Source organism: Lactobacillus sp. HMSC08B12 (assembly GCF_001808415.1).
GTDB classification, from domain to species: Bacteria; Bacillota; Bacilli; order Lactobacillales; family Lactobacillaceae; genus Lactobacillus; species Lactobacillus delbrueckii.
In genome coordinates this window covers 21350-34197 of record NZ_KV793176.1, presented here as the reverse complement: position 1 = coordinate 34197, position 12848 = coordinate 21350, and the positions used below count along the sequence as shown (strand labels likewise).

13 protein-coding genes, 2 pseudogenes and 1 other annotated feature are annotated in these 12848 nt (G+C 50.4%); of the genes and pseudogenes, 10 read left to right on the top strand and 5 right to left on the bottom strand.

The features are described from left to right. Positions 1-137: 137 nt before the first annotated feature. Both HMPREF3168_RS06325 and HMPREF3168_RS06320 read left to right on the top strand, forming a co-directional pair. On the top strand, positions 138-1952 hold the full coding sequence (locus tag HMPREF3168_RS06325) for a heavy metal translocating P-type ATPase (RefSeq protein WP_070489200.1): 1815 nt from the start codon (positions 138-140) through the stop codon (positions 1950-1952). A 60-nt stretch (positions 1953-2012) separates the two neighbouring features. Then, positions 2013-2061, top strand: a sequence feature (sodium ion sensor (DUF1646 type); this cis-regulatory element may regulate processes involved in with the transportation of sodium ions). A 52-nt stretch (positions 2062-2113) separates the two neighbouring features. Continuing rightward, on the top strand, positions 2114-3274 hold the full coding sequence (locus HMPREF3168_RS06320; protein ID WP_070489203.1) for a cation:proton antiporter: 1161 nt from the start codon (positions 2114-2116) through the stop codon (positions 3272-3274). An 85-nt stretch (positions 3275-3359) separates the two neighbouring features. Here the strand turns inward: HMPREF3168_RS06320 and HMPREF3168_RS06315 are convergent, their stop codons facing one another. After that, positions 3360-4016 carry a CPBP family intramembrane glutamic endopeptidase gene (locus tag HMPREF3168_RS06315; RefSeq protein WP_016396113.1) on the bottom strand — a complete coding sequence of 219 codons (657 nt, stop codon included), beginning with the start codon at positions 4014-4016 and terminating at the stop codon, positions 3360-3362. A gap of 92 nt (positions 4017-4108) precedes the next feature. On the opposite strand from HMPREF3168_RS06315, the gene HMPREF3168_RS06310 reads away from it, so the two are divergent. Beyond that, positions 4109-5209: a YdcF family protein gene (locus tag HMPREF3168_RS06310; protein WP_003611815.1), complete on the top strand. Its 1101-nt coding sequence runs from the start codon at positions 4109-4111 to the stop codon at positions 5207-5209. 205 nt (positions 5210-5414) lie between these two features. Further along, the gene (locus HMPREF3168_RS06305; protein WP_070489196.1) at positions 5415-6509 is read left to right on the top strand and encodes a BMP family lipoprotein; all 1095 of its coding nucleotides are present in this window, start codon (positions 5415-5417) and stop codon (positions 6507-6509) included. A 50-nt stretch (positions 6510-6559) separates the two neighbouring features. On the opposite strand, the gene HMPREF3168_RS10750 is transcribed toward HMPREF3168_RS06305, so the two are convergent. The 4 genes from HMPREF3168_RS10750 to HMPREF3168_RS06290 all read right to left on the bottom strand — a co-directional run bounded on the left by HMPREF3168_RS10750 (position 6560) and on the right by HMPREF3168_RS06290 (position 8777). Beyond that, a complete protein-coding gene (locus HMPREF3168_RS10750; protein ID WP_231533339.1) occupies positions 6560-7309 on the bottom strand; it encodes a hypothetical protein in 750 nt (249 codons plus the stop codon). Between the two features lie 38 nt (positions 7310-7347). Further along, entirely contained in the window at positions 7348-7767 is a 420-nt protein-coding gene (locus tag HMPREF3168_RS10745; protein WP_246825695.1) for an MFS transporter, read from the bottom strand. Positions 7768-7892: 125 nt separating this feature from the next. Then, the gene (locus tag HMPREF3168_RS06295) at positions 7893-8324 is read right to left on the bottom strand and encodes a hypothetical protein (RefSeq protein ID WP_070489193.1); all 432 of its coding nucleotides are present in this window, start codon (positions 8322-8324) and stop codon (positions 7893-7895) included. Positions 8325-8366: 42 nt separating this feature from the next. Then, the gene (locus tag HMPREF3168_RS06290; RefSeq protein ID WP_016396105.1) at positions 8367-8777 is read right to left on the bottom strand and encodes a hypothetical protein; all 411 of its coding nucleotides are present in this window, start codon (positions 8775-8777) and stop codon (positions 8367-8369) included. Between the two features lie 42 nt (positions 8778-8819). Between HMPREF3168_RS06290 and HMPREF3168_RS06285 the strand changes: the two genes are divergently transcribed. From HMPREF3168_RS06285 to HMPREF3168_RS10735, 6 genes and pseudogenes are all read left to right on the top strand, one after another. After that, positions 8820-9860, top strand: coding sequence for a serine/threonine protein kinase (locus HMPREF3168_RS06285; RefSeq protein WP_070489190.1), 1041 nt, complete (start codon positions 8820-8822; stop codon positions 9858-9860). Positions 9861-10046: 186 nt separating this feature from the next. Further along, complete coding sequence (locus HMPREF3168_RS10340) at positions 10047-10217, top strand: hypothetical protein (RefSeq protein WP_002878348.1); 171 nt, start codon at positions 10047-10049, stop codon at positions 10215-10217. Positions 10218-10235: 18 nt separating this feature from the next. After that, a complete protein-coding gene (locus HMPREF3168_RS06280) occupies positions 10236-10901 on the top strand; it encodes a hypothetical protein (RefSeq protein ID WP_070489185.1) in 666 nt (221 codons plus the stop codon). A gap of 21 nt (positions 10902-10922) precedes the next feature. Continuing rightward, a pseudogene (locus tag HMPREF3168_RS10740) lies at positions 10923-11021 on the top strand (DUF4352 domain-containing protein); the annotation flags it as partial. 131 nt (positions 11022-11152) lie between these two features. Then, complete coding sequence (locus HMPREF3168_RS06275; RefSeq protein WP_011544345.1) at positions 11153-12250, top strand: BMP family lipoprotein; 1098 nt, start codon at positions 11153-11155, stop codon at positions 12248-12250. Between the two features lie 298 nt (positions 12251-12548). Continuing rightward, positions 12549-12848, top strand: a pseudogene (locus HMPREF3168_RS10735) (hypothetical protein); the annotation flags it as partial.

The window sequence follows — 12848 nt, the reverse complement described above, 5'->3', positions numbered from 1 at the left end:
TTCTATTTACACAAGAATTTATACTGAACCGTAAGAAATCCAATTTGTGCTAAAATATATCTAGTAATCTATATTGTCTTTTAAGATAAAAAGTGTGTGTCCACACTCCTTGTTTTTACTATTGGGAGGAATAATTCATGAAACGCCAATGGAAATTTATTGTCGTCCTGGTTCTCGGGGCAATTGGACTGATCACTGACAATGTCCTGCACATTCCGGGAATCGCGGAGGTCCTGTTCGACATTGCTGGTGTCTACGTCAGCATTTCCTTAGCCAGGGAAATGTTTGGGGACTTGAAAGAAGGGCACTGGGGCATCGACGTCCTGGCCCTGATCGCGATCATCTCCATGATGATTACCCGGGACTACTGGGCTGAATGGATGATCCTGGTCATGTCTACTGGTGGCGAAAGCCTGGAAGAATACGCGACCGGCCAGGCCAACCGGGAACTGCGGGCCCTTTTGGACAAGAACCCGCAGGTAGCCAGCAAGCTGGTTGACGGCAAGGTAGTTGAAGTCAAGGTTGACGACCTGCAGATCGGCGACCAGGTCTTAATCAAGCCAGGTCAGCAGGTGCCAGTAGACGGGACCATCATTGAAGGCAGCTCTACCTTTGACCAGTCATCTCTGACCGGGGAATCAGTTCCGGTGGACAAGACGGTCGGCGACGACTTGATGTCCGGTTCCCTTAACGGGGAAACCGCCGTAACCATGGAAGTCAAGAAGCTGGCCAAGGACTCTGAATATCAGACCATCGTTGAACTGGTTAAGTCTTCTGCTGCCCAGCCGGCCAAGTTCGTCAAGATGGCGGACCGCTACGCCGTGCCATTTACCATTATTTCATTAATTATCGGGATCGCTGCCTGGGTGACGACCGGGAACTTCACCCGCTTCGCGGAAGTCATGGTCGTTGCCTCCCCATGTCCGCTCTTGATCGCCGCTCCAGTTGCCCTGGTAGCGGGGATGAGCTCCATGTCCAAGCACCACATCATCGTCAAGTCCGGTCCAACCTTGGAACAATTAGCCAAGGCCAAGACTTTTGCCTTCGACAAGACTGGGACTTTGACCCAGAACCAATTGGTCATCCAAGACGTTCTGCCGGAAAACGGCTTTGACAAAGAAACCATCCAAAGCTACGCGGCCAGCCTTGAGCAGCAATCCGACCACATCATCGCCAACTCCCTGGTTCAAGGGACTGACAAGAACTTGATCCAAGCCGTAAGCAACCTGCAGGAATCAACTGGTAACGGGGTCAGCGGGACCGTTGACGGCAAGTACGTCATGGTCGGCAAGCTTTCCTACGTGGCGCCTGACGCTAACGTAAACAAGGCCAAGACTACTGCTGTCTACGTTTCAGTTGACGGCAAGTACGCCGGCTGCATCACCTTCAAGGACCAGCTGCGGCCGGAAACTCCGCAAACTTTGGCCCGCCTGCGCAAACAAGGCGCAAAGCACATCATGATGCTGACCGGGGACAACAAGGACGTGGCCCAGGCGATCGCTGACGCCGCCGGCGTCGATGACGTCCGGGCCGGCCTTTTGCCAGCCCAGAAGATTGAAGCCATCAAGAACGTGGCGCCTGAAAACCGCCCAGTCGTCATGACCGGGGACGGGATCAACGACGCGCCAAGCTTGACGGCCGCTGACGTCGGCATTGCCATGGGAGCCAAGGGGGCTAGCGCGGCCAGCGAAAGTGCTGACGCGGTCATCATGGTCAACGACTTGAGCAAGATCAACGATGCCGTGGCCATTGCCAAGCACACCATGAAGGTGGCTGAAATCGACGTTATCACTGCTATCGTGGTCGTTATCATTCTGGAACTGGTGGCCTTCACTGGTCTTATTCCGGCCTTCTGGGGCGCTGTTTTGCAGGAAGTGGTCGACATGATCACCATCGTCCTGGCCCTTTTGGCTAAGACCGAACCGAAGAATCCAAAACAGACCGGTTTATAAAATTTGCCTTTTCTCCAATTTCTTGCTAAAGTATTATTAGTTAACATAACATTTTTCAGAGGTTGGAGTTTCAAAACTTTCAAGAATTTGCTTCTTTGGGTCAAGAAGCTTTTTCTTGGGAGTTTTTTGTTTTCCAGCCCTTTTTTGAAACGGAGGTCAATATGGAATTTATTGGACAACTGATACTGGTCTTGCTGATGACAACCCTGCTGGGGCAAGTCTTTGCCCGCTTCAACTGGCCCCCGGTCATCGGCCAGCTCTTATCGGGGATCCTGCTGGGATCGGCTCTTTTGGGCTGGATCCACCCTAACGAAACGATGACTCTCTTCTCCGACATCGGGGTTATCATGCTGATGTTTTTAGCCGGGATGGAAAGCGACCTGGACTTGCTGAAGAAGTACTTTAAGATCAGCTTCACGGTGGCCACGGTCGGGGTTATCCTCCCTATACTCTTTATCGGCGGGGCCTCCCTGCTCTTCGAGATGCAGTTCCTGGAAGCCCTCTTCATCGGGATCATCTTCGCGGCCACCAGCGTCTCCATTTCCGTGGAAGTCCTGCGGGCGACCGGGAAGCTGCAGACCAAGGCCGGGACGGCAATTTTGGGGGCAGCGGTAGTCGACGACATTTTGGCGGTGATCGTCCTCAGCATCTTCACCACCTTCAGCCATGAAGGCGGCAAGTCAGGACTGACCAACAACTTCTTCCTGAACATGCTCTTTGAAGCCCTCTACTTCGTCTTCGTCTGGCTGGTTTACAAGTTCATCGCGCCAAAGTTCATGCAGCTGGCGGAAAAAATCAATGTCAGCTACTCTGTGGTCATCGCCTCTTTGATCCTGTCTTTGGGCATGGCCTACATCGCTGAATTAGTCGGCTTGAGTGCCGTGGTCGGGGCCTTCTTCGGCGGCCTGGCCATCCGGCAGACCAAGCAGGAAGCAGAAGTCAATTCCTCAGTCTCCGCGATCGGCTACTCAGTCTTTATTCCAACCTTCTTCGTCAACATCGGCCTGTCGATGACTTTTGCCTCCATCGGCCAGGACTTCCTCTTCATCGTGGTCATGACGGTTCTGGGCGTTCTGTCCAAGTACTGGGCCGGCAAATACTCATCTGAAATCTTCGGCCTTAAGCCGCTGGAAGGCAGCATTGTCGGGGCCGGGATGGTTTCCCGGGGGGAAGTGGCCTTGATCGTGGCCCAGATCGGGATTGCCCACCACCTTTTCCCAAAGGACATTTACTCCAGCTTGATTCTGGTCATCATCTTGACGACGGTTCTCTCACCAATCATGCTCAACCACTACATCAGAAAAGACGAAGCGCAAAACTAAAAAGCAGCGAAGCCAAGCTTCGCTGCTTTTCGTATCTCCAAACAGATTTCTCTTTTTGTTGTATTCTTGTATTTTTCCTTTTGGCCTAGCCTAAAATGCTGAGCATGTTCCACATGATGTGAGTGGCCATGGAGTAGCGCAGGTCCTTGGTGGTCATGTAGACCCAGGCCAGGACTGACCCCATCATCCAGTAAACCAGGAGATATGGTGACCAGAAGGGATTGTGGGCAAAGGCAAAGAAGAAACCGGAAACCAAGATCCCCGCCCACTTGGCGACCTTGCCGGCATGGTTAAAGAGGAGGTTGAAGAACATCCCTCTGAAGATGATTTCCTCCATAACCGGGGCAACTAAGACCACCATGATATTGTAGGTCGGACCCGCCGTCTGCTGGAGGTTATCCAGGTTCTGCTGGTTGACTGAGACCCCGCCGCCGATCAAGTTCATCAAGAGGATGTAGAGCAGCTGCATCAAGAAGAAGCCCCCGACTGTGGTGGCCAGCTTCCGCCAATCCCAGTGGAAGTCCTGGCTGAAGCCCCAGTCATTGTCATCATCCAGCTGCCCCTTATAGAGCCAGAAGCTGAACCAGAAGACCAGGACGGTCGAGAGGGCCAGGATGAAGGCCTCAGCCGACCCGAAGCCAAAGATGTCCGGGTAGAAGTAAAACTCCTGCAGGGTCGTGTACAGCGCGAACACGATTGCGATTTCGATCAAGTAAAAGAGATAATGCCCAATTTTTTTCATGTTTGTCACCTTGTTGTCTCAAAAAAATTCTTATCCTCTATTATAATAAAGTTTGACCAATTTTCTAAACGATATGGACGAGGACCTAAAAAATGCCATCCGGATTAAACACACTGCTATTTCTATTCAGCCAGAACCGGGCTTTCAGCTACTTTACCATTTTGGTGGCGATTGCCGCGGTAACCTTCATTTTCTCCTGGCTGAGCGACCCGCGCCGCTTGATCAACGGGGTCTTTTTCACCTTTTTCATTGCTTCGCTGGGGGCCTGGTTCACCTTCCTGGTCTATGCCACCAACCTGCCCAGCTTCCGCAAGGTCTACCTCTGGGCCCTGGCGATCCTGGCAGTAACCGTGGCCGTCATCGTCTCCTTCTCCTGGATCCTGCTTTTATGGAACTCCTATGTGGTCTTGAAGCATGAGAGCCATACCCTGCCCAACCTCCTGACCTTGATCCTGGCCGGGGCCATGCTGGGCCTCTGGGTCTTCATTTTCATCGGCCACTTCACCCGCAGCACGCCGACCGGCCTGCGCCTCATCCTGGACATTTTCCCGACGGTCGCGGTCTACCTGGCAGCCGTCATGTACAACTTCCTGGTCAACCTCCTGCTATACCAGATTGTTCCCCGCCGCTACCAGCAGAACTACCTGATCGTTTTGGGAGCGGGCCTGATCCATGGGGACCAGATTTCCAACATCCAGGCGGCCAGAATCAACCGGGCCATCCAGTTTGCCTACCACCAGCAGGAAAAGGGCCAGCCCTTGCCCAAGTTCATCATGTCCGGCGGCCAGGGGCCGAATGAAAAAATTTCTGAAGCGGCAGCCATGGCCGCTTACGCCATCAAGCGGGGGGTCCCGAAGGAACTGATCCTGCTAGAAGACCAGTCCAGAAATACCGAGCAGAACATGGAATTTTCCCAGATTGTGGCCTACAACGACTATGGCAATGACAACTTCAAGGCTTGCTTCTTTACCAGCAACTACCACGTCTTCCGGTCAGCCATCTACGCGAAAAGGGCGGGGCTGGATGCCAACGGGATCGGCTCTTACACCCGCCCTTACTACCTGCCCAACGCGGTTTTGCGGGAATTCGCCGGCATGTTCGTCATGAACCGCCTCCGCCACTTCACCGTGATGGCCTTGATCGTGGCCGGCTACATCGCCTTGGCAATTTGCAAACTACTAAATGTCTTTTAACTTTTTTAAAATTACCTGGAAAATCCGGGTAATTTTTTGTTTTTTTCTAGTATGCCCTTCCCGCTTAGAGCCATATATCTTGAGGGCTTTTTGGCAAAAACGAGAATCCCGTCAAATCAACACTTTATCTTGTGGGTGTCTTTTTGACACAACTACCAAATATTGATAAAATCGTAATCGTGTTAATTTTAAGGGGGATTTTATCGTGAAGAAAATCAAATTCAAGCAAGTTTTGGCCACTGGCACTGTTTTAGCAGCAGGGATTGCCCTGACTGCCTGCTCAGGGGCCAAGCAAAACGGCGGCGGCTCCAACAAGAAGAGCTCAGCCAGCGTGGCCTTGATCACTGACATCGCCGGGGTTGACGACCACTCCTTCAACCAGTCCGGCTGGGAAGGGATGGTAGCTTACGGCAAGTCCCAAGGCTTAAAGCGGGGGACCAACGGCTACCAATACTTTGAATCAAGTTCAGCTTCTGACTTTACGCCAAACATCAACCAGGCGGTTGCGGCCGGCTACAAGACCATTTTTGGTGTTGGCTACTCACTTAAGGGCGCGATTGCTTCAGCAGCCAAGAAGCACACTGACAAGAACTTCGTCATCATTGACGACGTGATCAAGGGGCAAAAGAACGTGGCTTCCGCCAACTTCAAGTCCCAGGATGCTTCCTACATGGCCGGGGTAGTTGCGGCCCGGACCACCAAGACCAACGTGGTTGGCTTCATTGGCGGGGTTCACGGGGACATCGTCGACTTGTTTGATGCTGGTTTTGCCAAGGGCGTGCAGGACACGGCCAAGAAGATGGGCAAGAAGATCACGATTTTGAACCAATACGTCGGCTCATTTACGGCTGCTGACAAGGAAAAGTCAATCGCCAAGGCTATGTTTGCCAAGAAGGCGGACGTAATCTTCCACGCTTCAGGTTCAGCCGGCCAAGGCTTGTTCAGTGAAGCCAAGTCCGTCAACGAAGGCCTGGCTGCCAACTCCAGCAAGAAGGTCTGGGTCATCGGGGTCGACTCTGACCAGTCCAACCTGGGCAAGTACAAGTCCAAGGACGGCAAGAAGTCCAACCTCTGCCTGACCAGCGTAATGACCGGGGTCAACGTGGCAGTCAAGGACATCGCTACCAAGGCAGCCAAGGGCAAGTTCCCAGGCGGCAAGCAGCTGGTTTACGGCTTGAAGCACAACGGTGTTTACCTGACCCGGGGCTACGTGGCTGACTCAGTTTGGAAGCAGGCACAAACTGCCCGCAGCCAGATTCTGGCCGGCAAGATTTCCGTACCAAGCCACCCAAGCAAGTAAGTAAACAAAACAAAAATCTCTGAGCAGGAGCTCAGAGATTTTTTTGCGTATCAGGCGTTCTTTTCGCGGGCGGACTGGAGCAAGACCAGGCAGAAGATGACGAGGAGGATGATGGCGCCAGCTGAGAAGTAGAGGGCCACGCTGCTCTTTACCCGGCCTTCAAAGAAGCCCAGGACCAGGGCCATGATCAGGGTCAAGAAGATGCCCACGAAGCGGAGCAGGGCCGTGCTCCGTCCCTGGTAGGCGGCGGGTGTTTTCATGATCCGGCTGGTTTCCAGGTAGGTGTAGACGGGGATGCCGGTACCAAAAATACTGCCAAGCAGGAGGCCGAAAACAAAGGGAGACAGCTGGCTGCCTGCACCGCCGCTCAGGTAGGTCGCCCCAGCAGAAAGGACGATCAAGGCAAGGACAGAGAGCTTTTTGAGGCCAGCAGGCAGGCTGACCACGGCCCGGTTGAGGCCAGCACCGACTGCCACGGCCAAGATGATGCCCAGGCCAATCACCAGGATTGACTTGAACTTGGGATCATAGCGGCCGATTTTTAGAATTACCAGGCTCATAACCAGCTGATTACGGCAGGTAAAAAGGACTTCGGCGGCAAAGATCAAGGCAATGCTGTTTTTAAAGACAATGCTGACTGATTCCCGGATGTCGCGGGCCAGGATGGAAAAGCTGAAGGAGGGTTGGGCGGAAGCCACAACTTGATCAGCCGGCACCCGCAGCCAGATTAAGAGGGCCAGCAGGTAAAGGGCGGCGCAGAGGTAGAGGTAGTTGGGCAAAGCCACGAAGCTGAGGGTCACGAAAACCAGCAGATAACCGACAATTGAGGAGATAGAGTTCAGCGAACTGATCCCCTGCTGCAGGCCTCCCGGTTCTCCTTGCGGACGATATAGACGGTTCTGGCGGCGTTGTCGAACTCACTGATGATGGAAATGACAATGTCGACGACAATCAAGACGCCGATGAAGGCCACCTTGTCCAGGTCAAAAATCAGCGGCGGAAGCAGGCAGGCTATTCCAGAAAGCAAGGTGGTGAAAAAAAGGATCCGCCAGGCACCATGCTGGTCAACGAAGCTGCCGATAGCCAGAGCAAAGGCCACGCTTACGGCAACGCTGATGTTGTTGACCAGGCTGTTGACCGCGGGGCTGGAGACGTACTCCTGAACTATAAAGGACAGGGCCACGCTATAGATGCTGGCCGCCAGCATGATTATTCCTTGCGAGGAATTAAAGGGCAGAGTTGGAATTCCTTTTTTCATTGTTCACTCACCTTGTTTTCACTTTTTATTCTTTACTGAAATCATACTCCTTTTTCACACAAATGGTATTTTTTATAAAGTGGATATAAAAAGTACTGAGCAGCGGCTCAGTACTTTTACATCTATTAATTTTTCCCGGCTTTAACGGCCCAAGAGACCAGGAGCAGGCCAGCAAGAAACATTGCTTCTGGCAGCAGCATGCTGGATAAATTAAAAGCAGCATCCCGCAAAAAGTAGAAGGCCAGCAAGGCACTGATAATCAAGACGGCCGCGAAATCGTGCCAATCTTCGTTGGTGAAAGCTTGCCAGTCCTTTTTGGCAAACATCATGACCAGGCCAGCAAGACCCAGCAGCAAATAGAGAACCGCAATCACAAAAAGTACCTGCGCCGTTTCAAACACCTTTCTGACCAGCACCCCTTCAACCAAGAGCAGACTCCCGCTTGCCAGAAAAATCACTGCCAATTTCCGCCAACTGAAAGTCACCGGCAACTGCTTAAAGCGACTCAGCAGCATCCCGCAGCCGATTAACAAATTTACCCAAAACAAGCTATTCATTGCTTTCCTCCTCCAACAACTAATATCCGCCATCCTACTCCATTATTCTTCTTCGTTCAAGCTCTGATAGCCGTAATTTGCCAGCTGCTGGTCAGTATCGATCACCGACATCCCCCTAACCAAACAGTAGATCAAGACCGCGTCCCGTTTTACGTTGGCGTAAAGTGCCCCGTTATCGCTTAAAGACAGAAGGCGGTTGGTTTCAGCCAGAGATAATTTCAAGCTGAGGGCCAGGGACAAAACCTTATTCCTTGCTGGCAGGCGCCGCCCCTTCAAAATTTGATAGCCATAGCTGCGTTCGATCATAGCCTCGTTGAAAAGCTCGCTTTTCTTGACCCCCTTATCTTCGATCAGCTTGTTTAAATAGCCGGCAAAATTGTAATCAGCCACTTGATCTAGTACATTAGAAATATGATCTGCTTTCAAAGCAGCGAGTAATTTTTCAGTTTCCATTTTTACCCCCATTGTTACCATTATGGCAGAAAGATTTTATAGATGAAGCAAGGAAAAATAAGCGATTACGTTAATCCCGTCCCAATTAAAATAACGGACGACAAGGCAATTTTCAAAGTTGAAAAGCTGGTCCCGACCCCTTACATCGAGCGAGTCCTTCCTTTAGAGTACGCTCCTTTATATGAACAGCTGGCTGAGCTGGACACCGCGATTCCCAAGATTGTCTGCCTGGAAAAAAGCGACCGCCTGACCGTCATCGAAGAATACATCGACTCTCCCCGTCTCGACCAGTACTTAGAGACCCACAAGCTCACTTCTGCCCAGATCCACGACTTAATCTGCCAGCTGCTGGACGTCCTCGCGGTCCTGCACCAGCAGACACCGCCGATCATTCACCGGGACATCAAGCCGGAGAATATTTTTTATGATGGCCAAAAGCTGATCCTGGCCGACTTCGATATCGCCCGGAACATGCAGGAAGACGCTGACCGCGACACCCGCATCCTGGGGTCAGTGGGCTACGCGGCCCCGGAACAGTTCGGCTTCAGCCAGAGCGGGCCAGCCAGTGACTTCTATGCAGTCGGGGTGCTGATGAACGTCCTTTATACTGGCTGCCTGCCCAGCGTCCGCCTTTATAAAGGACCAGAACGGGAAATCATTGAAAAAGCTACCCATATCAACAGCCAGAAACGCTACCAAAGTGCCCAGGAATTCAAGGATGCGATTACTGGCTTAGGCCGGTCCAGCTGGCTTTTGCCAGGCTTCCGCAGCCATCAGCCCGCCCGCATGCTTACAGCCGGTTGCGGCTACTTATTGATGCTGTTTAGTTCCTTTAGTATGGACGCCAAGAGCGACTCAGCGGCTGACAGTTTCCTGCTCCGCCTGTCCTTTTTCATGGTTCTTTTCTTGATCGTCCTTTTTGCCTGCAACTACCGCAATATCAAGAGCATGTGCCTTTTCCATTCATCCAAGTCCAAATTTACCCGGGCCTGCGGGATCATCATCAGCTACCTGCTCGTGGCTACGGTTTTGACCACGGCTTTAGCCGCTTTATCGGTAGCGATTTCATCTTTTGGCCATTAGTGGGCTGCCTGCCCACCAATCCTTCTCTTTAAAAGTCTACACTTAAACTGGATGCTGACCCATGCAAGATGGTGAATTTTTTAGCTAAGAATTCTGCTTGAGCCGCCTTAGGCAAAAATGGAATGTGTGCAAGCAGACTTTCAGCTTTCAGCATCAATTAAGTCACTTGGTTAAGGAGAGGATAAGATGAAAGTAGTTGGAATTCTGTTAATCATTTTAGGCGTTATTGGTATTGCCATTGGGCTGATGATGTTCGGTGATATTGGCGTAGCATGTATTGTCGGCGCTCTTGCCGCCCTGCTGTCGGGATTCGGCTTCTTAAGCGTTAACAACAAACTGAATAGTTCTGAGTCTTAAAGCCGGGGGGATCTTGCCATGAAGTCCAATAAAAAGCCATTTTATAAGCAATGGTGGGCTGTAACCATCGCCTTCATTTTCGTGTTTTTTGTCGGCTACATCTTCGGCTCCGCCGCTTCTTCGAGTGACGACTCCAATGACGAAGCCTCTGTAGCCAGTTCATCAAAGAGTTCTTCTAAGAGCACTACTGACGACAAGTCTTCTGGGAAAAACAATGCTAAGAAAACTTTGACTGTCAGCTATAAAAATTACGAAATTTCTTCAGAAAGGACCTTTAAGCCGAACTATACGAATAATAGCTGGGCCGGCGGCAGCGTATCTGTCGACAGCATTACTTTGTACAAGACGGCCAAGTCCTACAATTATGATAGTGCCAACGATGGCAAATTCACTATTCAAGGTTTCATGCAGATTCATTACGTAATTAAGACCAAAGCTGATGTTTCAGTTTACCCGACTCAAGGAACATATATCTACTCCAATGGTGAACAGCACGGAGCAGATTCCACTGAAAGTTGGGATGGCGATATTTCTAAGAACGTAACTAAGCAAGGAACGGTAACTGTCCCAGTCGAAAAGATTTCAAGCGTCAACAGTGTTCGCGTAAAATTTGACGCGAGTGGCCAAGACTTTAGTGATGATTCTTTAGACCACGATTTTGATTTCACTATCACTTTGTCCTAACAGACAGCTTGATCTTTAAGAAATTTGGTTGGCGAAGCAAAGACTTCTGCCAAAACGCTGCAGCTGCAATACAAAACCTCAATTTGGAACGACAATACGGTTAAATTCAAGCTCAAATAAACCGCGAAAGCAAAGCCTGCGAGAGCCAGGTTTTGCTTTTTTCTGTTTTTACACTATAATAAACTGAGATAAAAATAAACATCTTTTTGCGATTGTCACACAAACATTCGTGTTGCAACGGAGGAAATCACGTGTCTGTTTCTAAATTTAAAAAGTTAGCAACCATCGCTACTGCTGCTGTTTCAGTTTCAGTTCTGTTGACTGCCTGCCAAGGCAAGAAGTCATCATCTTCAACTAGTACTAAGACCACCAAGCACAGCATCGCGCTTATCACTGACAACAACGCCATTGACGACCACTCCTTCAACGAAGCTGCCTGGAATGGTTTCAAGGCCTTCGGTAAGAAGCACGGCCTGAAGCAAGGCAAGGGTGGCTACCAATACTTTGAATCTTCATCAGCCGCCGACTTTACTCCTAACGCCAACGAAGCTGCCAGCTCCGGCTTTGAAACCATCTTCGGTGTCGGCTACCAACTGACCAGCGCTATCAAGTCCGCTGCCAAGAAGAACCCTAAGAAGAACTTCGTGATCATCGACGACGTGATCAGCGGCCAAAAGAACGTTGCTTCAGTTACCTTCGAAAGCAACCAGGCATCATACCTTGCAGGTATTGCTGCTGCTTACACTACCAAGACCAACCACGTAGGTTACATCGGTGGTGCCAAGTCAGCTACCCTGGAACTGTTCGAAGCCGGCTTTAAGCAAGGTGTTGAAGCAGGTGCCAAGGCTTTGGGCAAGAAGATCAAGATTGACGACCAATACATCGGTAACTTCACTTCAACTGACAAGGCTAAGTCAATCGCTCAATCAATGTACGCCAGCGGCGCGGACATCATCTACCACGCAGCCGGCAACGCTGGTAACGGGGTCTTCACTGAAGCCAAGGACATCAACAAGAACCGCAAGGCTTCCAAGAAGGTTTGGGTCATCGGTGTTGACGTTGACCAATCAAGCCTGGGTAGCTACACTTCCAAGGACGGCAAGAAGAGCAACTTCGTTCTGACTTCAGTTCTGAAGGGTCTGGACGTTGCTGTTGAACGTATCGCTGAAAAGGCATACCAAGGCAAGTTCCCAGGCGGCAAGCACTTTGTCTACACTCTTGAAGGCAACGGTGTTTCTGTAACCAAGGGCAACATCGACTCCAAGACTTGGAGCAAGGTTCAAGCAGCCCGCAAGCAAATCTTGAACGACAAGGTTAAGGTTGCTGAAAGCGTAAGCGACTTGAAGTAATCTCAAACAACAGATTTTTTAAGAGGCACTCATCATTCGATGGGTGCCTTTTTTCTTCGCCTTAGCGTTATAATTATATTAAGAAAGCGTTTTTATAAAAGAAGCGATAATCATGTTCAAAAAACTACGTAACGCACTATTTGCTTTAACTGCCCTACTGAGTTTTACGGCTTTGGCGGCAACCCCAAACACAGCTTCAGCAGCAAGTTCAGCAAAATACACGCCCAAATATATCAAACGGCAAGTCGTACTGTAGTTAAACTGCAACAGCTATGTATATGACCGTTATGGTAATCGAATGCCTTGGTTTAACGGACTTTATGGTCCCCTCAGTTACCTGAAGGAAGACAGCTATGTCTACACAACCAGAAACAGAATTGAACGGACTAACAAAGACGTTCGCTACTTCACCTTATTCACCAAATACCACGCTACTAAATATAATTATGGCTTCGTAGGTAAAAAGTATTGGCTGCCATATAAGAAAATCAACGGACATTATTTCTACTACATCGGCTATGGCGCCTACATCAAAACAAGAAACGTCTCTTTGATCAACGATCTGACACAATATTCAAATGGTGAAAAAGCCATGATT

What these genes read in the sequence shown, in the direction of transcription:
- HMPREF3168_RS06325 (WP_070489200.1), top strand. Translation starts at nt 138, where the DNA reads ATGAAACGCCAATGGAAATTTATTGTCGTCCTGGTTCTCGGGGCAATT.
- HMPREF3168_RS06320 (WP_070489203.1), top strand. Translation starts at nt 2,114, where the DNA reads ATGGAATTTATTGGACAACTGATACTGGTCTTGCTGATGACAACCCTG.
- HMPREF3168_RS06315 (WP_016396113.1), bottom strand. Translation starts at nt 4,016, where the DNA reads ATGAAAAAAATTGGGCATTATCTCTTTTACTTGATCGAAATCGCAATC.
- HMPREF3168_RS06310 (WP_003611815.1), top strand. Translation starts at nt 4,109, where the DNA reads ATGCCATCCGGATTAAACACACTGCTATTTCTATTCAGCCAGAACCGG.
- HMPREF3168_RS10745 (WP_246825695.1), bottom strand. Translation starts at nt 7,767, where the DNA reads ATGAAAAAAGGAATTCCAACTCTGCCCTTTAATTCCTCGCAAGGAATA.
- HMPREF3168_RS06295 (WP_070489193.1), bottom strand. Translation starts at nt 8,324, where the DNA reads ATGAATAGCTTGTTTTGGGTAAATTTGTTAATCGGCTGCGGGATGCTG.
- HMPREF3168_RS06290 (WP_016396105.1), bottom strand. Translation starts at nt 8,777, where the DNA reads ATGGAAACTGAAAAATTACTCGCTGCTTTGAAAGCAGATCATATTTCT.
- HMPREF3168_RS06285 (WP_070489190.1), top strand. Translation starts at nt 8,820, where the DNA reads ATGAAGCAAGGAAAAATAAGCGATTACGTTAATCCCGTCCCAATTAAA.
- HMPREF3168_RS10340 (WP_002878348.1), top strand. Translation starts at nt 10,047, where the DNA reads ATGAAAGTAGTTGGAATTCTGTTAATCATTTTAGGCGTTATTGGTATT.
- HMPREF3168_RS06280 (WP_070489185.1), top strand. Translation starts at nt 10,236, where the DNA reads ATGAAGTCCAATAAAAAGCCATTTTATAAGCAATGGTGGGCTGTAACC.